A 20,820-nucleotide genomic window follows, 5' to 3' on the forward strand; every position below is an offset into this window, starting at 1 on the left:
ACCGTAGTGAGTCCCTCATAGTGAACGCAAGCGTTCACTTAGGTTCTCGTCATGCGGCGTATTCCCCCGTCGTCGCCGCGCACCGTCCCCGTATCCCCGGAATCCCCGCTTCCCCTGCTCGTTGGAGTTACTCAGATGGTTACCTCGCGCTGGACGGCCGCCCCCGCTCAGGCGGCCTCCCTCCGTCGGCGCGGCGCCGTACTCGAACGCGCGATCCTCGATGCCGCCCTGGAACAGCTCAGTACGGTCGGCTGGAAGGGCCTCACGATGGAGGGCGTCGCCGCCGGCGCCCAGACCGGCAAGGCCGCGGTCTATCGGCGCTGGCCGTCCAAGGAGGACCTCGTCGCCGATGCCCTGCAGTCCGGGCTGCCGATCATCGAGACGGCTCCCGATCTGGGCAGCGTGCGAGAGGACCTCCTCGAACTGTGCCGGCAGGCACGTGAGGCGATGTACTCACGCCCCGGCTTTGCGCTCCGTGCCGTTATTCACGAATGCGACCCAATCCAGGCGGAGCGTTTCCATGGCGTGATCTTCAACGGGGTCGTCGAGCCGACCATCAGGTTGCTCCGTGAGGTCATCACCCGTGGAATCAGGCGCCAAGAGGTCCGCTCCGATGCGGCGAACAGCTACGTCTTCGACGCCATACCGGCGATGATGATGTACCGATCGAAGATGTGCGGAAGCGAATGGAGCGATCGGGATCTCGAGGAGATGATCGACCAGTTGATGGTTCCCCTGCTGCGGACGAGTGACGGCTGAACGTGGCTCGGACCGGAGGTGGCAGGGCTCGGGGAAACCGGGGTGTCGCCGGGTGATCCAGGCGGCGTACGCTAAGGGCGCCATGCCGTACGAACCACCTACACACACTGTCGAGCGCTCCCTCCGTGCCACGACCGGAGCGAAGGTCATTGCCGGTGTCGACGAGGTGGGGCGCGGCGCGTGGGCCGGCCCCGTCACCGTCTGCGCGGCGATCACCGGACTGCGCCGCCCCCCCGAAGGTCTCACCGACTCCAAACTGCTCACCGTCAAACGGCGCACCGCGCTCGACGTGGAGCTCCGGAAGTGGGTGACGTCGTACGCCCTCGGGCACGCCTCCCCGGAGGAGATCGACTCCATGGGCATGACGGCCGCCTTGCGACTGGCGGCGGTCCGCGCCCTGGAGGTCCTGCCGGTCCGGCCGGACGCCGTGATCCTCGACGGCAAGCACGACTATCTCGGGGTCCCCTGGAAGGTCCGTACGGTCATCAAGGGTGACCAGTCGTGCGTGGCTGTCGCGGCGGCCTCGGTGATCGCCAAGGTTCAGCGCGACAAAATGATGGCCGAACTGGGTATCGACCATGCAGACTTCGGTTTTGCGGACAATGCCGGGTATCCGTCGCCCGTGCACAAGGCCGCACTGGAGGAGCGGGGACCCACCCCGTACCACCGGATGTCGTGGGCGTATCTTGATGCGCTGCCCCAGTGGCGGCACCTCAAGAAGGCCCGCAGCTGGGCAGACGGAGGCGTTTCGGAGATGGAAGGCCAACTCGGATTCGATTTCTGACCGTTCCGCTCGCACTCATGTGCCACCCGCCGACGCGAGTCGCACCAACGTTTGATAGAAGTCAGCCATGCCTCTCCTTCCCGAGGAGCCTCAGATTCACGAGAGTGCCCAGGGTCCCCGCGCCACTTCGGCCAGTGGCCGTACCGCGCCGACCCCCCGTCCCGTACCCGGCCCTCGGCCCGCGGCGCATCCGCGTCCCGGCCCCTTCCGGCCCACGCCTCCGGTGCAACGCACGCCGCATGACGTGGCTGCCAAGCCCGGACCGTCGGGTCCGGCTGCCCACACCGCCGCCGCTCCGGCCCCGGCATCCCCGCAGATCCAGCTGATCCCGGCCTCCGCCGAAGGCGCGCTCGACGCCGCTGAGGAAGCCGTGGACCTGCTCCTGGACTCGGGTCGTGCCCCCGGCGAGGTGCTGGTGGTCACCACCGGCGAGCAGCACCCGTGGGCCACCCACGAGCTGACCTTCGGCGAAGCCTCCTACTGGGCCCAGCACGACGCGGGCGACGACGTCTTCTACGCCGACGCCGCCGCAGTGGGCCGTGCCACCACGCGCCCTGTGGTCGTGGTCGCCGTCAACGGCGGTCCCGACTCCGCTGCCGCGACGGTTCTGCCTCTGGCGCTTGGCCGGGCCGGCGCCCTGCTGATCGTCTGCGGCGACCCGCAGCAGATCAACTCGGTGCTGGGCGCGGGCGTCTGAGCCCGTTCCCGCACGTCCGGGGGGCGCGGGGGTGACGAGGGCGCCGCTTCGGCGGCTCCTGCACAGTGGGGGGTTTGTCGTGCGCGGACGATCGTGGGGATGGTCCGCGCGCGTCCGCCCTCGCCCGAGTGCACCCTGAGGCCGTGGGGGAGTTGTGCCGTCGGCCCGCAGCGCAGGATCGAGGTGGGGCCGGCGATGGCTGGGCGGCCGCCCGATGCTCCTCGCGTCCGCCCGTCGTACAGCCCACTAAGCCTCCGCCTGTCGTGCGCCGCACTAAGGCGTGGGCCGTTCGAAGTCGCATGCCGTGCGCGGCTGATCGCGACGCGAACCGGAGCGATCCGTAGGCATCTCAGCCGGACCGCTCCATCGGCTCGGGCCCGGAGCGTTCCCCGACCTCTGATCCGCGAGGGTCGGTCGGGGTTCTCCCGTGGTTCTTCAGCGGGCTGCCGCGCGGCGCAGGACTTCCGAGGCGGCACCGCCGGTGCGGGGCAGCGGGGGCGGCGCCTCGGAGAGGGCGAAGGGCTCCGGTGACGAGTCGGAGTTGGGGCGGCGGCCGCCGCGGCCCTCGCCGAGAACCTGCCAGCCGTCACGGGTCAGCGTGATGTACGCGCCGCAGCGCAGCCCGTGCAGTGTGCAGGCGTCCCGCAGGCCCCACATCCACGCGCCGTCCTCCTCCGTCCAACGCGCGTCGCCGTCCCGGCAGTAGAGCAGTACGGCGGTACGCACCGGAGTGCGGCGCCGCAGGTCGTGCGGGATGACCCGGCGCAGCTGTGCGAGCAGCGTGTTGCGGAACATCCAGCCGTCTGCCGGGGCCGGGCGTCGGGTGAACGACGCACTCGCGCGCAGCCGCTCGTCCGGATCGAGCACGGCCACGATCGCGGTCGCCGGCTTCGGGCGATGCCGGGAGTGCAGTCCGCTGACGACCTCCCGGGGGTTGCGCAGCAGGGGAATTCCGGCTGCGGCCCACTCCGCGGGTTCGAGCATGCGGGTCAGCGGGTTGTTGGATGCGGCGGACAGGTCGGCAGACGTCGACGTGGATGCCGCGGAGGACGGAGCGAATCCGAAGGTCACGGTCCTCCCTTCGGCTACGCGCCCACACTGCGGGCGGGGTCGGATTCGGGGGAACGCACGCCGCAGCAGAGCCCTACCGGACCACGGGCGAGCCGTGCGGGGAGCGGACTTCAATTCTTCCTGTCGAACTTGGTTGCGGCAACGAGCAATTGGGGCCACCGACCGGAATCTGGCGGTGTGTGGTTTATATCCCTACCCGGCGAAGCGCCGTGTGACGCCCGGGACATCCGCGCACCTCAGAGAGGTGCGGACTCTCGACGTACCAGGCAGATGGTGAGTGCCGTCGGAGACCGGGTTCCGCGACGCGGCGTCATCAACCCTGTACGGCCAGCACCAGCGGCAACACCCCCTGCGCACCGGCCCGCCGGAGCATCCGGGCGACCACCGCGAGGGTCCAGCCCGTCTCGGTGAAGTCGTCCACGAGGAGGACGGGACCACCGGCCTCGGCCAGCGCGGCGGAGAGGGCGGGCGGCACAACGAGGGCTCCGTCGAGTGCCTTGAGGCGCTGGGCGCTGTTGCTCCGGGAAAGCGGGGGCGCCTCGCCCGCGTACTCCACCGACCCCAGCAGCGGCAGTCGCCCGACCTCCGCGATGCGCGCACCGAGGGAGTTGATCAGCTGAGGCCGCGTGCGCGAGGGGACGGTGACGACACCGACGGGCCGTGGCGGGGCGTCCGGGGCTCCCGAAGCCCAGCCGCCCGGGCCCCTGGCCCAGTCGGTCAGCACGCCCACGACCGCCTTCGCGATGTCGTCGGGCACCAGACCGTCCGGGGCATGGGGGGCGAACATCGGTCGTAGCCGGTTTCCCCATCCGATGTCCGACAGGCGGCCCAACGCCCGTCCGGGTGCCGTCTGTTCGCCTGCCGGGATGCGCCCCTTCAGCTCGACACCGATCGCCGGCAGCCCGGTCGGCCACATGCGGCGCGGCTCGACCTCGACGCCCGCCCGGCCCAGGTCGACGCGTGCGGCGTCCAGTGCGGCCGTCGACGTGTCCGCGGTGAAGCGCGTCCCCGCACAGTTGTCGCAGCGTCCGCAGGGCTTGGCGCCCTCGTCGTCCAGCTGGCGCTGCAGGAACTCCATCCGGCAGCCCGTCGTGGACGCGTAGTCGCGCATCGCCTGCTGTTCGGCCTTGCGCTGCCGGGCGACCCATTCGTACCGCCCCGCGTCGTAGGCCCACGGCTCCCCGGTGGCGACCCAGCCGCCCTTGACCCGGTGCACGGCCCCGTCCACGTCCAGGACCTTGAGCATGGTCTCCAGCCGGGAACGGCGCAGCTCCACCAGCGGCTCCAGCGCGGGCAGCGACATGGGTCCGGTCGCGCGAGTGAGGACGTCGAGCGTGCGGCGCACGAGATCCTCGGAGGGGAAGACGAGAGAGGCGAAGTACTCCCAGATCGCCTCGTCCTCCTTGCCCGGCAGGAGCAGCACCTCGGCGTGCTCGACGCCGCGTCCGGCGCGCCCCACCTGCTGGTAGTAGGCGATGGGGGAGGAGGGCGAGCCCAGGTGGACCACGAAGCCGAGATCGGGCTTGTCGAAGCCCATGCCCAGGGCGGAGGTGGCGACCAGGGCCTTGACCCGGTTGGCCAGCAGGTCGTCCTCGGCCTGCTGACGGTCGGCGTTCTCCGTCTTGCCCGTGTACGAGGTGACGGTGTGGCCCCGTTGCCGGAGGAAGGCGGTGACCTCCTCGGCGGCGGCCACGGTGAGCGTGTAGATGATGCCGGAGCCCGGCAGCTGGTCCAGGTGGTCGGCCAGCCAGGCCATCCGGTGCGCGGCGTCCGGCAGCGGCAGGACGGCCAGGCTCAGGCTCTCCCGGTCCAGTGGGCCGCGCAGGACCAGGGCGTCCGAGGTGGCACCCGTGCCGAGCTGCTCGGCCACGTCGGCGGTCACGCGGGCGTTGGCGGTGGCGGTCGTCGCCAGCACGGGGACGCCGGGCGGGAGGTCGGCGAGCATGGTTCGCAGCCGCCGGTAGTCCGGGCGGAAGTCATGGCCCCAGTCGGAGATGCAGTGGGCCTCGTCCACCACGAGGAGTCCGGTCGCGGCGGCCAGCTTGGGCAGCACCTGGTCGCGGAAGTCGGGGTTGTTCAGCCGCTCGGGGCTGACGAGCAGGACGTCGACCTCGCCGGCCGCGATCTCGGCCTGGACCGTGTCCCACTCCTCGGTGTTGGAGGAGTTGATGGTCCGTGCGTGGATGCCGGCCCGGGCCGCGGCGTCGACCTGGTTGCGCATCAGCGCGAGAAGCGGCGAGACGATCACGGTGGGGCCGCTGCCCCGGGAGCGCAGCAGCGACGTCGCCACGAAGTACACCGCGGACTTGCCCCAGCCCGTGCGCTGCACGACGAGGGCCCGCCGTCTGTCGGCCACCAGCGCCTCGATCGCCCGCCACTGGTCCTCCCGCAGCCGGGCCGTGCCCGTGGGGTCCCCGACGAGACGGGCGAGAACCGCGTCGGCGGCCACTCGGAGATCGGCGTTGCTCGTGTGCTCCATGCGTCCATACAACAGGACGCCACTGACAAGCCGGGCCCGGACGGCTCTGGGCAGGGGTGCTGGGTGGAGGCACCTGTGGACGGAGCGTCGCGGTCAAGATGTGCATTGACGTGTCCCTGGTCGGGGTTATCCACAGGGCAAAGCGGAACTTCATGATCCGCGAGATCGTCTGCGCATGACGAACCACAGCGAAACGACTGGATCCCCCGAAAACGGCGACGCGGCGGGACAGGAGCCCCGCGCACCCCACGGTGCGCACGGCGGGCATGCGACGCCGATGGGCCACCTCGACTGCACCACCTACGACGGCCACGGCGCCGAGCATCAGGTGACGCTGCGCACCCCGGCCGAACTGGCCGACGCCCTGCCGTATCTGCTCGGGTACCGCCCTGAGGACAGCATCGTCCTGGTCGCCCTCCATGACAGGGGCGGACGGGGCCGCTTCGGGGGCCGGGCCAGGCTCGGCATCCCCGGCAGCGTCGACGACTGGCCCGCCGTGGCGCGACAGCTGGCCCACGGGCTGGTCACTGGCAGTGAACGCAGGGGAGCCCGCCCCGAGCAGATGGTCGCCTACCTCTGTCAGGAGCCCGGGAAGGGCGAGTCCGGCAGGCAGGTGATGGAGCGACTGAGGGGGTTCGCCCAGAAGCTGCGCGTCGAGTGCGGCCTCCTCGACGTACCGGTGATCGAGGCACTGTGCATTTCGGACGGCCGCTTCTGGTCCTACTGCTGCGGAAGTGAGGAATGCTGCCCGCCCGAGGGGGAGGCGATGGGCCTGCCCGGCACGTCCGTCCTGGCGGCAGCCGCCACCTACGCCGGGCTCCAGGTGCGCGGCACCCTCAGGGAGTTGCGGGGCAGGCTGCTGCCCTGGGAGAACGCTTCCGCCCTGGCTCAGGAAATCGCGCTGGACACGGGCAGTATGGCGATCGTCCCGAGGATCCTCGACGGCGCGAGCCGTACGGGCGTGGCCGAGGAGACGCTGCAGCTGGCGAGGCAGGTCATGCAGCGCTACGCGCTGGCTCCGGTCGTGTCCGGCACGCTCACGGAAGATCTCCGCGACGATCAATTGCTCGACCACGACGAGGCCGCCACGCTCATTCTCGGTCTGCAGGACCGCACCACTCGCGACCGCGCGGCCGAGTGGATGGAGGGCGACGAGGCCGTCCTTGCGCTCCGGCTGTGGCGGGCACTTGCCCGGCGCTGTGTCGGCCCGTACGGCGAACACGCCGCCGCGCCGCTCACCCTTGCCGGCTGGGTCGCTTGGTCCACAGGCGACGACCTGGAGGCCAGGGAAGCCTTGGCCATGGCACTCGGCGCGGATCCTGGTTACCTCTTCGCGCGGCTGCTGCACCAGGCCTGCAACGAGGGCTTGGACCCGGAGTCGATTCGCCGCTGTCTGCGTGCGGAACGGGGGGACAGGGAACAGCCGGACTCCGGAAGTCCCGAAGGCGCCGAAGGTCCGGAGGAGGGCGACGTGGACGGACCTGCACCCTGCGCCGCACCGGCCTCCGGACGCCGACGCAAAACGCGATCCGGTGATGCCGCGGACACCAGGGCGCAGGGACACGGGGTGAACGGTTCCCGGCCTCGTACGCCGGCGGCGGGAGGCACGAGGCCGCTGGCCGCGCGGGTGAACCGCACGCGGAAGAGGGCGGTGCGGAGTCGGGGCGGTGACACTGACGGGGACGTGTGAGCGGGCGCAACTGGTGGGCAGGTCCATGCCGGTACCCAAGGGCCTCGGGCTGCCCGGACATGAGTCCTCGGGACGTCCGCACGTCCGCCCACGTTGCTGGCCAGGGGACTTGGCGGACCCGGACACGGCCCTTCAGAACGTCAGCCCACCTCGGCGTTCAAAGGCCTCGGCGGACCGGACACCCAACCTCGGTCATGTCGGCCCATGCCCTGGCTAGGGCGTGTCGCCGACCAGACCGGCCTGCGAACGGGCGGCCTACGCCGGCACCTGGACGCCACGGCCGACCTGACACCCGCCGCCAATCGGTCGGCTCGGCCGGTCACAGGCGTGACCCCGAGGAGCCCTGTTCCGTTCACCTGAGTGGCGGAACACCTGGACGGGCCTTGCCGGTGTGCCGCTCAGGCCGTTCAGGAACCTCCATGCCGACGCCGACCACGCCCGAGGCGCACAGAGCGCAGAAGAAGCCGCCCATGTATCAGCCGATTCCGCCCTCCACCGCCGACGACAACCGCTCCGCCGCGGGCGGACCAGGGCCGCAGACCGGCCTGCCACCGCACGCGGACGGCGCAGACCGGCACGCGCCGGAAGGTCCGAGTGGCCCCTCTGTGTCCCCCGGCCAGGACCGATACGCGCCCACCTCGTCCGAGGAGGGGGAGTCTTCCGCATGGCCGGCGGGCCGGGTCGCCCGCCCTGGTCCGGTGACGGTTTCAGGCCCACTCCACTCATGGAAGGCGCACCCGGACAGTCACCTTGATTCCGCGATGCCCCAGGCCTCGGTGCCCTCGTGGGAGGCGAACCCTGGTGGTCGCCCCGGTCCTGCGATGCCCTCGGTCTCACGCCCCTCGTGGGAGGCCGACCCGGCCGATCGCCCCAGCCGGGCGAGGGAACTGGGCCCGCCCAGCTGGGGCGAGGAGGACCCGGCCGTTCTGTCCGGCTCGCCCCCTGCCCGATCGGCGGGTCGGCCGCACCACTCAGGTCCGTCGGCCGACGAAAGGGCCACCCCTCCGCCTCCCACGGGCCATCGCTCGGCACCACCCCAGCCCACCGGCCAGGCGGGTCGCCCGCCGGCTTCACCCGGTCGTGGCAGTCCCCCTCCGTCACCCCGCCGCCCCGTCGACCTGCCGTCCACCCACACCGCCCTCATCTGCGTCGCTCTCCCGGGCCTCGCGATCTCCACGGAACAGGGGCAGTTGACCGGGCGGGGGCTGGAGGGGTTCTACCGGGCCGGTCGACGTGTGCTGTCCCGCTGCCAGGTCCGAGTGGCCGGACGCGAACCCGTCGCGGTCCAGTCGCGCATGACCACGGCCGACAGCGCCCGATTCCTGGGAACCGTTCGGACCTCCGCGCACACGGGCCCGGACCCGGACGTCGTCGTCGAGCGCGTCCGTCACGCGGACGGCACGGAGCGGATCACGCTGTACAGCGCGGCCCCACGCCCGCTGCGCCTACCGGTCGAGGTGGCCCTCGGTACGGACATGGCCGATCTGGGGGCGATCGCGAGCGGCACCCCCGGACCCGAACTGCCCGCGAGCGTCCACGACTCCGGCCTGCGCTGGTCCTCGCCCGTCGGCAACTCGTCGATCACAGCGGACCCGCAGCCCGCCGACGCGCTGGCCTCGGCCGGGTTGCTGCGCTGGGAGTTCGTCCTGCCACCGGGAGGCAGTACGAGCGTGGAGCTGCGGGTCCGTCCGGACGGTACCGGGCCCGTGCGGGCCGTGGGCCGGGCAGCCACGAGTCCCCTCGCTCCCGCACGGGCAGCAGGCGACGATCCCCGAGTCCAGGAACTGCTCCGGACGAGCATCGAGGACCTTCAGGCGCTGCTCCTTCGGGACCCCGCACATCCCACCGACACACACCTGGCCGCCGGAGCCCCCTGGCGCTGTGGCCTGGCCCCGGCCGAGGCGCTTGCCGCGGCCCGAATGCTCCTGCCCCTCGGTACCCGGCTCGCCGCGGGCACCCTGCGCACCCTTGCCCGCACCCAACTCCGGGGCCCGGGAGAGCAGTCCGGCATGATTCCCGGGCCCAGACGCGACGCGGGCACCCATCTCCCGCCGAGCTGCACCGGTACGGAAGCCACGCTGCTCTTCCCGGTACTCCTCGCGGAGGCCCGCCGCTGGGGACTTCCCGATCCCGACGCGGAAGAACTGCTGCCCACGGCCGAACGCTGTCTGACCTGGCTGCGGACCACCGTGGGCGACGCCCCCTACCTGCGCGATCCCCAGCCCGCCGGTCCGGTCCGTTGCGAGACACAGGCTCATGCCCATCGCGCCGCGCTGCTCGGCGCCGATCTGCTGGACGCCTGCGGCAGACCGGGCGGTGCAGGGCTGCGGCAATGGGCCCAGGAACTGCGGACCGCCTTCCGGGAGGAGTTCTGGATCGACGACCTGGGCGGTGGCCGGCCCGCGGCCGCCCGCGCCCCGGACGGCCGACTCGTGCCACACCTGGGCGCGGCAGCCGTCCACCTCCTCGACACGGGTCTGCTGGGCGGGGGTGAGCGGGCGTCCGGGCTGCTCGACAAGGTGCAGATCGAACAGCTGGCCCGGCTGCTGGGCGGCCCCGCCATGGACTCGGGCTGGGGGTTGCGCGGTCTGGGTGCGAAAGAGGCGGGGTACAACCCGTTCGGCCACCGCGGAGGAGCCGTGCGCACCCACGAGACGGCCGTAGCCTTCGCCGGCCTGGCCGCCGCAGGCTACGAGAAGGAGGCGGCCTCTCTGCTGCGGGGCACACTGGCGGCGGCCGAGGCCTTCGGCCACCGGCTGCCCGAGATGTACGCGGGGGAGCAGCGCACAGACGGGAGTGCCCCCGTCCCGCATCCGGCGGCGTGCCGGCCCGCGGCCACGGCGGCGGCAGCGGGCGTGCTGCTGGTGACCACGCTCGCGGGCATCCGGCCCGACGCCCCCGCCGGGACCGTCACCCTGCGCCCGGTGCGCAGCGCACCCCTGGGCGAGATCGTCCTGACCGGACTGCGGATCGCGGGTGCCCCGTTCTCCGTACGGGTCGGCCGCCTGGGCCTCGCCATGGTCGAGGAGGCGGCCGACGGGCTGCAACTGGGCGTGTGACCTCGTACGACGTGCCGCCGCACGACGGCAGGGAGGACGGTGGCACCCGCTTGAGCCGCAGTGGATCAGACATCGATGCGGCCGACGAAGGGCGTGTTTATCGTCAGGCAGACGACTATGATCGCCGCATGCCCTACGACCCGTCAGCCTTTCCGCCCTTCGCCGTCACCGTGGACCTGGTCGTGCTGACCGTTCGCCGCCATGCCCTGTGCGCGCTGGCGGTGCGCAGGGGCGAGCCGCCGTTCCAGGGACGCTGGGCGCTCCCCGGCGGTTTCGTACGGGCCGACGAGGACCTGTCGCAGGCCGCGGCCCGCGAGCTGGCCGAGGAGACCGGGCTGCGCGCCCATGAGCCGGCCGTCCCCGTGCAGGACAACGGCGCCCACCTGGAGCAGCTCGCAACGTACGGCGACCCCAAGCGGGACCCCCGGATGCGGGTGGTCAGCGTCGCCCACCTCGCGCTCGCCCCTGACCTCCCCGCGCCGCGCGCGGGCGGCGACGCCAGCAACGCCCGCTGGGCGCCGGTCGAGGAGTTGCTGCAGCAGAGCGGTTACGGGCGTGACGGCGAACCGGTCGCGCCGCTCGCCTTCGATCACGCCCAGATCCTGGCCGACGGGGTGGAGCGCGCCCGTTCCAAGATCGAGTACTCGTCGCTGGCGACGGCGTTCTGCCCCACCGAGTTCACCGTCGGCGAGCTGCGCCGCGTCTACGAGGCGGTGTGGGGAGTGGCGCTGGACCCACGCAACTTCCACCGCAAGGTGACGGGTACGCCGGGCTTCCTCGTCCCCACCGGCGGCACCACCACCCGTCAGGGCGGCCGCCCCGCCCAGCTCTTCCGGGCCGGTGGCGCCACGCTGCTCAACCCGCCGATGCTGCGCCCCGAAGTGTGACGAGCACTCAATCGCCTTGCCGACGCCGCGAGATGTGACGGCACCGCCGCGGCCCGGACCGATCGGCCTCGCCGGCAGCCGCCGAGCATGGGTCCGACCGGGCCGAATTTCCGCTTGCGGAGCGAGCCTTGCGATGCCCGCGAAACCGGACATAGCGCGCTATCTTGCTACGGGTGATCCAGGCCTTCGGACTGACCAGCAACCCCCGCAAGGAGCTTCCGCCCGCCGTCGACGACGTCTCCTTCGAGGCACGCGCGGGCCGCGTCACCGCGCTGCTCGGCGCTCCGGGGTCGGGCAAGACGACAGCACTCAGACTCATGCTCGAACTCCAACAAGGCCGCGGGGTCACCTACTTCAGAGGACGCCCCCTGCGCCGGATCGCCCATCCGTCACGCGAGGTCGGCGTGCTCCTCGGCGACGTGCCGGGGCACCCCGCCCGCACGGTCCGAGGCCATCTGCGCATGCTGTGCGCCGCCGCGGGCGTCCCGGTGCGCCGCGCCGACGAAGTGCTCGAGGTCGTCGGTCTCGTCAGCCTGCGCGAGGAACGCCTCGGCACCCTGTCGCGTGGAATGGACCGTCGCCTCGGTCTGGCCTGCGCCCTGCTGTCCGACCCGCACACACTCGTCCTCGACGATCCCGCCGACGGGCTCTCCGCCCGCGAGGGCCGCTGGCTGTACGGCATGCTGCGCGCCCACGCGGCCCAGGGCGGCACGGTCCTGATCACCGCGACCGACCCCAAGGAGGCCGCCCGCACCGCCGACCGGATCGTCACGCTCGAGGAGGGCCGACTCGTCGCTGACCAGGAGTCCGCCGATTTCTCCCGCACCCGACTGCGCCCCCGAGTCGCGGTCCGAACCCCGCACGCCGCCCGCCTCGCGACCCTGCTCACCAAGGAGGCCCGCACGGCACAGCGCTCCGTCGAGGTCGTACGGGAGGGCGGCAGCCGCCTCTCCGTGTACGGCAGTACCTGCGCCGACGTCGGCGAGACCGCGTTCCGCCACGGCATCCTCGTACACCAACTCGCGGACGAGGTAGGCGACATGGGTCCCGGAGCTGGAGAGGCCCCGTCGGACGCACCGCAGGCCACCCAGGGCGGGCACCGGCTCGACGCGATCCGGGACCCCGACACCGCCGCGCACGGTCCGGCCCCAGCCACCGCACCCGGAACGGCGGAGGCTCAGCCGAAGCCGTCTTCCGACGAGCCGCGATCGGACGCAGCCGCTTTCAGTCCCGAAGCCCCGGCCGGAGCCGACCGGTCGACGTCGACCGAGGCTCGCGAGGGTCACCTCGATCCGGGTGGGGCGCGGGAGGTGCCGTCGTCGTTCGCACAGGACGGTCAGGCCGACCGGGGGGAAGCCGGCGAGGCGCGGCTCGTCGCCGAAGCCGGGCACTCAGGAGCCCACGAAGCCGACAGTGCGGGGGCGACCGACGTCAGCGACCGGCCAGCGACGTCCGCGCATACCTCAGGCGACGGCGCGACCACCCGGCAACCCTCCGCCTGTGCCGCACCCCACCCGGCCAAGGACGCCTCGCCTCAGTGCCCCACGCGACCTCGAGCCGCGGCCGGAGTCACCACCCTCAACGCCCTCTCCGAACTCCCGCCCCCCATCTCCGTTCGCCCCGCTCCCAGCCCGCTGCGCCCACTGCGGTACGAGTTGCGCCGTGCCGCCGGCGTCGGGACCGGGTTCCTGACCGGGGCTGCCGTACTCGTTGTCTCCGCCCTGACCGCCGCACTCCTCGCCCGTGTCGGCCATACCCCGCAGCACCGCCTGCTGGCCGCGTGGCCGCAGGAGCTGCCGTTGCCGCCCGCGGCGCTGGGCGCGGGGCTGCTCGGGGCGTTCGCCTTCGGCGACGAGTTCCGCCACCCCGCCCTGGCGGCGGACCGTGGCACCGTGCCCCGCCGACTGGGGCTGCTCGCGGCCAAACTCGTCGTCTCCGCGGCCACCGCGCTGCTGCTGGCCTTTCTCACGGTGGGCTGCGACGCCGAAGTGCTCTATCTCCTGTACGGACGAGAGCTCGCGCAAGTTCCCGCCGACTGGCTGCCGCTGGGCGCGAGTTGGTTCGGGCTCGTGATCGGGTGCGCCTGGGCCGGTGTGCTGGCCGCCGGGATCTTCCGGTCCACCACGGCCGGGCTGGCGGCGGTGGTCGCGGTCCCCGTCCTGGTCGTACCTCTCGTACAAAAGGCCTTGGAAGGACCGGCTGTGCGGACGGCGGCCGGGTTTCCGCTGCGGCTGCGCGAGGGGCTCCTGCCGCAGTGGCCCTTCGGTGGAGAGCGCTATCTTTCCGCTGCGGCGCGCATGATCGCCCAACCCGTGGGTGGTGCGCTGACGTTGTCGTTGATGGCCCTGCTCTGCGCATATGTGCTCACGACCCTGCGAAGCAGGGTCCGATGACGACCGTCCGTGGCCGTCCGGTCCTGCTCTGCGCACAACTCCCCGTGGAAAGCCCATTTCTTTCCGATAAGGCGTCAATTGCGACGGGGTGAGCGATCACCCTTTCGTGTGCTTTTCACCAAAGACCTCAAGGCAGTTGAGGACGGCGCCGACAAAGGATCCGTGAGTACCCTTGCGCACACCATGATGACCGCCGCCCGCTCCGCAGACTCCGGCCTCGCCGGCCCGGGCGGACTTGACCGCTACCCCTATGCCGAGGCGCCCGCCGCCGACCGTGTCGGGGTGTCCGCCTGGGACGCCGCGGACCCCGAGCTGGGCCGCGTGGGCCGACGCGCCGCGGGCAGCCGTGGACGCGGACTGCACGGCCAACTCGTCCAGCAGCTAGGCCAGATGATCGTCTCGGGCGACCTGGGTGCCGACCGCCCGCTGGTGCCCGAGGAGATCGGCCAGCGTTTCGAGGTCTCCCGCACCGTCGTCCGTGAGTCCCTCCGCGTCCTGGAGGCGAAGGGCCTGGTCAGTGCCCGTCCCAACGTCGGCACGCGCGTGCGCCCCGTCAGCGACTGGAACCTGCTCGACCCGGACATCATCGAGTGGCGGGCCTTCGGGCCGCAGCGCGACGACCAGCGCCGCGAGCTGGGCGAGCTGCGCTGGACGATCGAACCGCTCGCCGCGCGCCTCGCCGCCGGGCATGGACGCGACGACGTCCAGCAGCGGCTCTCCGACATGGTCGAGATCATGGGCCACGCCATGGGTCAGGGTGACGCGCTCACCTTCTCCCGCGCGGACGCCGAGTTCCACTCCCTGCTGATCCAGGTCGCGGGCAACCGCATGCTGGAGCACCTCTCGGGGATCGTCTCGTCGGCCCTTCAGGTCTCCGGCGGCCCGGTCACGGGATGTGAGCGTCCGAACGAGGCGTCGCTGGTGCAGCACGGCAGGATCGTCGACGCCCTCGCCGCCGGCGACGGGACGGCGGCCGAGGCGGCCGTACGGCAACTGCTCACCATTCATCCTGAGGTCGAGCGCGTGGTGCCGGCGCCGCGCGAGCACTGACCACGCACCGCGGGCGGTACGGCCGGAGGGTGCCTCCCCCTCCTGGGCATCGTTCGGCCGGTGAACCGTCCCCCCGTCGGACCCCGCAGGATCCTTCGGAATCCTGCGGGGTCCGATGGTGTGACAGGGCAGTTTCTTCCTCCCAGCGCCCGCTGGTGACCTCCTCTGTCCGTGTCTGACCGTTTTTGAACGCTTACGGGGTGTGACTCGGGCCACGCAGATTGGGCGTAACGCTTGTGGAAACAACGCGATGACCTAAGAGGTGACAGCCGCGGAGGGAATACGGACGCCGTAAAAGGCGCTGTGCATCTTCCCGGCCCCCGCCCGCACCGTCGGCCCATCCCCACGGCCGGTGGTCGGTTCCTGTCCATCCCGGACGGGGCCGGAAGCCGTTTTCCAACGTTCCGAGAGGTTGTTCGTGTCGGCCAGCACATCCCGTACGCTCCCGCCGGAGATCGCCGAGTCCGTCTCTGTCATGGCTCTCATTGAGCGGGGAAAGGCTGAGGGGCAGATCGCCGGCGATGACGTGCGTCGGGCCTTCGAAGCTGACCAGATTCCGGCCACTCAGTGGAAGAACGTACTGCGCAGCCTCAACCAGATCCTCGAGGAAGAGGGTGTGACGCTGATGGTCAGTGCCGCGGAGCCCAAGCGCACCCGAAAGAGCGTCGCAGCGAAGAGTCCGGCCAAGCGCACCGCCACCAAGACGGTCGCTGCGAAGACGGTGACCACGAAGAAGGCCACCGCCACCGCCACCCCGGCGGCGCCCGCCGCCGAGGCCTCCGTCGAGGACGAGGCGCCCGTGAAGAAGGCCGCCGCCAAGAAGACGACGACCGCCAAGAAGGCGGCCGCGAAGAAGACCGTCGCCAAGAAGACAGCGGCGAAGAAGACGACTGCCGGCAAGGACGACGCCGAGGCCACCGAGGACGAGGCCCTCGAAGAGATCAAGCCCGGCGAAGAGGAAGAGGAGGGCGGCGAGACCAAGGGCTTCGTCCTCTCCGACGACGACGAGGACGACGCGCCTGCCCAGCAGGTCGCCGTGGCCGGTGCCACCGCCGACCCCGTCAAGGACTACCTCAAGCAGATCGGCAAGGTCCCCCTGCTCAACGCCGAGCAGGAGGTCGAGCTCGCCAAGCGCATCGAGGCCGGTCTGTTCGCCGAGGACAAGCTGTCCAACGCCGACAAGCTGGCTCCGAAGCTCAAGCGTGAGCTGGAGATCATCGCCGAGGACGGCCGTCGAGCCAAGAACCACCTCCTGGAGGCCAACCTCCGTCTGGTGGTCTCCCTGGCCAAGCGCTACACCGGTCGCGGCATGCTCTTCCTGGACCTGATCCAGGAGGGCAACCTCGGCCTGATCCGCGCGGTCGAGAAGTTCGACTACACCAAGGGCTACAAGTTCTCCACGTACGCCACCTGGTGGATCCGTCAGGCGATCACCCGCGCCATGGCCGACCAGGCCCGCACCATCCGTATCCCGGTGCACATGGTCGAGGTCATCAACAAGCTCGCGCGCGTGCAGCGCCAGATGCTCCAGGACCTGGGCCGCGAGCCGACCCCGGAGGAGCTGGCCAAGGAACTCGACATGACCCCCGAGAAGGTCATCGAGGTCCAGAAGTACGGTCGCGAGCCCATCTCGCTGCACACCCCGCTCGGCGAGGACGGCGACAGCGAGTTCGGTGACCTCATCGAGGACTCCGAGGCCGTCGTCCCGGCCGACGCGGTCAGCTTCACGCTGCTGCAGGAGCAGCTGCACTCCGTGCTGGACACCCTGTCCGAGCGCGAGGCCGGTGTGGTCTCGATGCGCTTCGGTCTCACCGACGGTCAGCCGAAGACCCTCGACGAGATCGGCAAGGTGTACGGCGTGACGCGCGAGCGCATCCGCCAGATCGAGTCCAAGACCATGTCGAAGCTGCGCCACCCGTCGCGTTCGCAGGTGCTGCGCGACTACCTCGACTAGGTCGCGGTCGTACGACGTAGAAGGCCCGGTTTCCCTGGTGGGAGCCGGGCCTTCGTGCTGAGCGGGTGCGCGTCGCGCCGACGTGGATCACTCTGGGTGTCCCATGACCACCCCAGAGTGAGGATCTTGCATGCGTCGTCCCTTTGCCCGGGCACTGAACGGGTCGCTGGTCCTGGCGGCCGTGGCGGGTGCCATACCGCTCGTGTCCGCTGCCCCCGTGGCCGCCGACAGCATCGTCGTCGGCGGGTTTCCCGTCGACATTTCCGAGGGGCCGTGGACCGTGGCGCTGTCCAGCCGTGACCGCTTCGGAGGAACTCGCGCGGGGCAGTTCTGCGGCGGTGTGGCCGTCGGCCGGACCGTCGTGCTCACCGCGGCACACTGCCTGGGTGCGGACGTGCTGGGGGCGCCGCCGAACCGGGTGCGCGATCTCAAAGTCATCGCGGGCCGTACGGACCTGCTCTCGGACCAGGGGCAGGAGATCCCCGTCCGCGACACCTGGGTGAACCCCGGATACGACACGAGCACCAACGCCGGGGACTTCGCGGTCCTCAGACTCGCCGAGCCTCTGGCGGCCAGCTCCGTCGTCACGATGGCTTCCGCCGGGGACGCGGCGTACGAGCCGGGGACGGCTGCCGTCGTCTACGGCTGGGGTGACGCCACGGGGGGTGGTGACTACGCGCGCGGTCTGCGGGCGGCACGCGTGCATGTGCTGGCCGACACCCTCTGTGAGCAGGCGTACCCGGCCGGTGCCGACGGCACCTATGCCGCCGACTCGATGCTGTGCGCCGGGGAGGCAGAGGGCGGTGTCGACGCCTGCCAGGGGGACAGCGGCGGGCCGTTGGTCGCCCAGGGGAAGCTGGTCGGGCTCGTGTCCTGGGGGAGCGGCTGCGGTCGCCCGGGCAGCCCAGGCGTCTATACGCGCGTGTCCGACGTCGTACGGACGCTGGGGTGGGCAAGCGGCCTGCGGGGGCCGCACACGGCCCCCTGACGGATCCTGAGAGCCATTGCCGGATACGGCGCGGGCGGCCGCCCCTGCTTTGAGGGGCGGCCGCCCGCGTGCCGGCCTGTGCCGACGCTGGCTCGTCGTGGACGCGAGGTGTCAGCGCTCTTCTTCGTTGGAGGATGCCGGAACGGTAGTCAGCCGCTCCGTCTCGTCCTGTATCTCAGCGGCGATCTTCTTGAGTTCCGGCTCGAACTTGCGGCCATGGTGGGCGCAGAAGAGCAGTTCACCGCCACTGAGCAGGACGACGCGCAGGTATGCCTGGGCGCCGCAGCGGTCGCAGCGATCGGCGGCCGTCAACGGGCTCGCGGGGGTCAGAACAGTAGTCACGTCGCCTCTTCTCTAGCTCGACGAGCTGTCGTACCAGGGTCAACATCCAACCAGCCCCAAAACGTTCCCGCTCAGGGCTTCTCCTCGAAAAAAATCTTCGAGTCCGGCTGTCTGCTGCCGGTTGGCGGCGAATGTGCCGTATTGCGTGTCTATGTGTCTTACGGGTTCGCTCTTGTTGTCAATGTCCGTCCTCCCGGCTGGGTTGCCGGTTGTTCATGAGGACGTGCCCGGAGCCTAAATGGTTCATGCCTCGAAGGGAACGTGATATGTACTTCACTCCATCGAGGGATCGAACACGTATGCGACTCTGGGCTATCGTGAGTTCAGACGAGGGTGGCGTTACAACGGCTCTACCAGGCCTCGGTACCCTCTTGGCGGCGACCGAAGCCGCGCCCTTACCCACAAGGGCCACATCTGAAATTCAGCGAGGAGCGAACCGCGTGACCGCCGAGACGTCCGTGCCGTCCACAGCGCTGCTGGCAGGAGCAGACCGGGACGGTTCCAACTACACCGCGCGGCACCTACTCGTCCTCGAGGGGCTCGAGGCCGTGCGCAAGCGCCCGGGTATGTATATCGGCTCGACCGACAGTCGAGGCCTGATGCACTGCCTCTGGGAGATCATCGACAACTCCGTGGACGAGGCCCTCGGGGGCTACTGCGACCACATCGAGGTCATCCTGCACGATGACGCCTCGGTGGAGGTCCGGGACAATGGCCGGGGCATCCCGGTCGATGTCGAGCCCAAGACCGGCCTGTCCGGCGTCGAGGTCGTCATGACCAAGCTGCATGCCGGCGGCAAGTTCGGCGGAGGGTCGTACGCGGCCTCCGGCGGCCTGCACGGCGTCGGTGCCTCCGTGGTGAACGCCCTGTCGGCCCGGCTGGACGTCGAGGTGGACCGCGCCGGGAACACGCACGCGATCAGCTTCCGGCGCGGCGTCCCCGGCGCCTTCGCCGCAGTCGGTCCCGACGCCAAGTTCGAGCCCGGCGGCCTGCGCAAGACCAAGCGGGTCCCCAAGACCCGCACCGGTACGCGCGTGCGGTACTGGGCCGACCGGCAGATCTTCCTCAAGGACGCCAAGCTGTCCTTGGAGAACCTCCACCAGCGCGCCCGTCAGACCGCGTTCCTGGTGCCGGGGCTGACCATCGTCGTCCGTGACGAGTTCGGTCTCGGCGAGGGCGGCAGCAAGGGAGAGGAGTCCTTCCGCTTCGACGGCGGCATCAGCGAGTTCTGCGAGTACCTCGCCACCGACAAGGCCGTCTGCGACATCCTCCGTTTCTCCGGCCAGGGCACTTTCAAGGAGACGGTGCCGGTCCTGGACGAGCATGGACAGATGACGCCCACCCAGGTCACCCGGGAGCTCGACGTCGATGTCGCCATGCGCTGGGGCACGGGCTACGACACGACCCTCAAGTCGTTCGTGAACATCATCGCCACCCCCAAGGGCGGCACCCATGTCGCGGGCTTCGAGACCGCCGTGGCCGGCACCATGAACGAGGTGCTGCGCGCCAAGAAGCTGCTCCGCGTCGCCGAGGACGACGTCGTCAAGGACGACGCCCTGGAGGGCCTCACGGCGGTGGTGACGGTGCGACTGGCCGAACCGCAGTTCGAGGGTCAGACGAAGGAGGTCCTTGGCACCTCGGCGGCCCGCCGCATCGTGAACACCGTGATCGCCAAGGAGCTCAAGGCGTTCCTGACGTCCACGAAGCGGGACGCGGCGGCGCAGGCCCGGGTCGTCATGGAGAAGGCGGTCGCTGCCGCACGCACGCGTATCGCGGCCCGCCAGCACAAGGACGCGCAGCGCCGGAAGACGGCCCTGGAGTCCTCGTCGCTGCCCGCCAAGCTCGCCGACTGCCGCAGCGACGACGTCGACCGCAGCGAGCTGTTCATCGTTGAGGGAGACTCCGCGCTCGGTACGGCGAAGCTGGCCCGGAACTCCGAGTTCCAGGCGCTGCTGCCGATCCGCGGCAAGATCCTCAACGTCCAGAAGTCGTCCGTGACCGACATGCTCAAGAACGCCGAGTGCGGCGCGATCATCCAGGTCATAGGAGCGGGGTCGGGCAGGACCTTCGACATCGACGCGGCCCGCTACGGCAAGATCATCATGATGACCGACGCCGATGTGGACGGCTCCCACATCCGGACGCTGCTACTGACGCTGTTCCAGCGCTACATGCGGCCGATGATCGAGGCGGGCCGGGTGTTCGCGGCGGTTCCGCCGCTGCATCGCGTCGAGCTCGTCCAGCCCAAGAAAGGGCAGGACAAGTACGTCTACACGTACTCGGACCGAGAGCTGCGCGACAAGCTCATGGAGTTCCAGACGAAGGGTGTTCGGTACAAGGACTCCATCCAGCGGTACAAGGGCCTCGGTGAGATGGACGCCGACCAGCTGGCCGAGACGACGATGGACCCCCGCCACCGCACTCTGCGACGCATCACCCTCTCCGACCTGGAGGCCGCCGAGCAGGTCTTCGACCTCCTGATGGGCAACGATGTGGCGCCGCGCAAGGAGTTCATCTCCAGCTCGGCCGCGACGCTGGACCGGTCGCGCATCGACGCGTAACGCTGCGCCGGGCTTGGACCGGGAACCCGGACCGGCGATGCCGGAGCGGGTCCCCGGCCGGGCTCGGCGGGGCCGGGCCGGTGGGCGCGGCTGCGCTGGGAGTGGT

General features: G+C 70.8%; 14 protein-coding genes. 11 read left to right on the plus strand and 3 right to left on the minus strand.

The genetic code is table 11. The features are described from left to right. The first annotated feature begins 135 nt into the window (after positions 1-135). The 3 genes from OHU89_RS36200 to OHU89_RS36210 all read left to right on the plus strand — a co-directional run bounded on the left by OHU89_RS36200 (position 136) and on the right by OHU89_RS36210 (position 2,240). Positions 136-759, plus strand: coding sequence for a TetR/AcrR family transcriptional regulator (locus OHU89_RS36200; RefSeq protein WP_405649173.1), 624 nt, complete (start codon positions 136-138; stop codon positions 757-759). Positions 760-841: 82 nt separating this feature from the next. Then, positions 842-1,543, plus strand: a complete 702-nt coding sequence (locus OHU89_RS36205) for a ribonuclease HII (protein WP_405649174.1) — start codon at positions 842-844, stop codon at positions 1,541-1,543. 67 nt (positions 1,544-1,610) lie between these two features. Further along, positions 1,611-2,240 (plus strand): hypothetical protein, encoded by a 630-nt coding sequence (locus OHU89_RS36210; RefSeq protein WP_405649176.1) that lies wholly within the window; start codon positions 1,611-1,613, stop codon positions 2,238-2,240. A 435-nt stretch (positions 2,241-2,675) separates the two neighbouring features. On the opposite strand, the gene OHU89_RS36215 is transcribed toward OHU89_RS36210, so the two are convergent. Both OHU89_RS36215 and OHU89_RS36220 read right to left on the minus strand, forming a co-directional pair. Continuing rightward, on the minus strand, positions 2,676-3,311 hold the full coding sequence (locus tag OHU89_RS36215) for a hypothetical protein (RefSeq protein WP_307025021.1): 636 nt from the start codon (positions 3,309-3,311) through the stop codon (positions 2,676-2,678). 313 nt (positions 3,312-3,624) lie between these two features. Continuing rightward, complete coding sequence (locus OHU89_RS36220) at positions 3,625-5,790, minus strand: RecQ family ATP-dependent DNA helicase (protein ID WP_405649177.1); 2,166 nt, start codon at positions 5,788-5,790, stop codon at positions 3,625-3,627. A 175-nt stretch (positions 5,791-5,965) separates the two neighbouring features. Here OHU89_RS36220 and OHU89_RS36225 point away from each other — a divergent pair, with 175 nt between their 5' ends. The 7 genes from OHU89_RS36225 to OHU89_RS36255 all read left to right on the plus strand — a co-directional run bounded on the left by OHU89_RS36225 (position 5,966) and on the right by OHU89_RS36255 (position 17,811). After that, a complete protein-coding gene (locus tag OHU89_RS36225; protein WP_405649178.1) occupies positions 5,966-7,480 on the plus strand; it encodes a DUF4192 domain-containing protein in 1,515 nt (504 codons plus the stop codon). A 1,142-nt stretch (positions 7,481-8,622) separates the two neighbouring features. Then, a complete protein-coding gene (locus tag OHU89_RS36230; protein ID WP_405654801.1) occupies positions 8,623-10,539 on the plus strand; it encodes a glycogen debranching N-terminal domain-containing protein in 1,917 nt (638 codons plus the stop codon). Between the two features lie 128 nt (positions 10,540-10,667). Further along, a complete protein-coding gene (locus tag OHU89_RS36235; protein WP_266887156.1) occupies positions 10,668-11,426 on the plus strand; it encodes an NUDIX hydrolase in 759 nt (252 codons plus the stop codon). Between the two features lie 173 nt (positions 11,427-11,599). Continuing rightward, a complete protein-coding gene (locus OHU89_RS36240; RefSeq protein WP_405649179.1) occupies positions 11,600-13,819 on the plus strand; it encodes an ATP-binding cassette domain-containing protein in 2,220 nt (739 codons plus the stop codon). A gap of 162 nt (positions 13,820-13,981) precedes the next feature. After that, on the plus strand, positions 13,982-14,869 hold the full coding sequence (locus tag OHU89_RS36245; protein WP_266887152.1) for a FadR/GntR family transcriptional regulator: 888 nt from the start codon (positions 13,982-13,984) through the stop codon (positions 14,867-14,869). 418 nt (positions 14,870-15,287) lie between these two features. Then, positions 15,288-16,823, plus strand: coding sequence for an RNA polymerase sigma factor (locus OHU89_RS36250; RefSeq protein WP_405649181.1), 1,536 nt, complete (start codon positions 15,288-15,290; stop codon positions 16,821-16,823). A gap of 130 nt (positions 16,824-16,953) precedes the next feature. Then, complete coding sequence (locus OHU89_RS36255) at positions 16,954-17,811, plus strand: S1 family peptidase (RefSeq protein WP_405649182.1); 858 nt, start codon at positions 16,954-16,956, stop codon at positions 17,809-17,811. Between the two features lie 111 nt (positions 17,812-17,922). On the opposite strand, the gene OHU89_RS36260 is transcribed toward OHU89_RS36255, so the two are convergent. Beyond that, the gene (locus tag OHU89_RS36260) at positions 17,923-18,153 is read right to left on the minus strand and encodes a hypothetical protein (protein ID WP_046257057.1); all 231 of its coding nucleotides are present in this window, start codon (positions 18,151-18,153) and stop codon (positions 17,923-17,925) included. 440 nt (positions 18,154-18,593) lie between these two features. Between OHU89_RS36260 and OHU89_RS36265 the strand changes: the two genes are divergently transcribed. Then, positions 18,594-20,714 carry a type IIA DNA topoisomerase subunit B gene (locus OHU89_RS36265; RefSeq protein WP_266887146.1) on the plus strand — a complete coding sequence of 707 codons (2,121 nt, stop codon included), beginning with the start codon at positions 18,594-18,596 and terminating at the stop codon, positions 20,712-20,714. The last annotated feature ends 106 nt before the right edge of the window (positions 20,715-20,820 follow it).

This window comes from Streptomyces sp. NBC_00019, assembly GCF_045041015.1.
GTDB lineage: Bacteria > Actinomycetota > Actinomycetes > Streptomycetales > Streptomycetaceae > Streptomyces.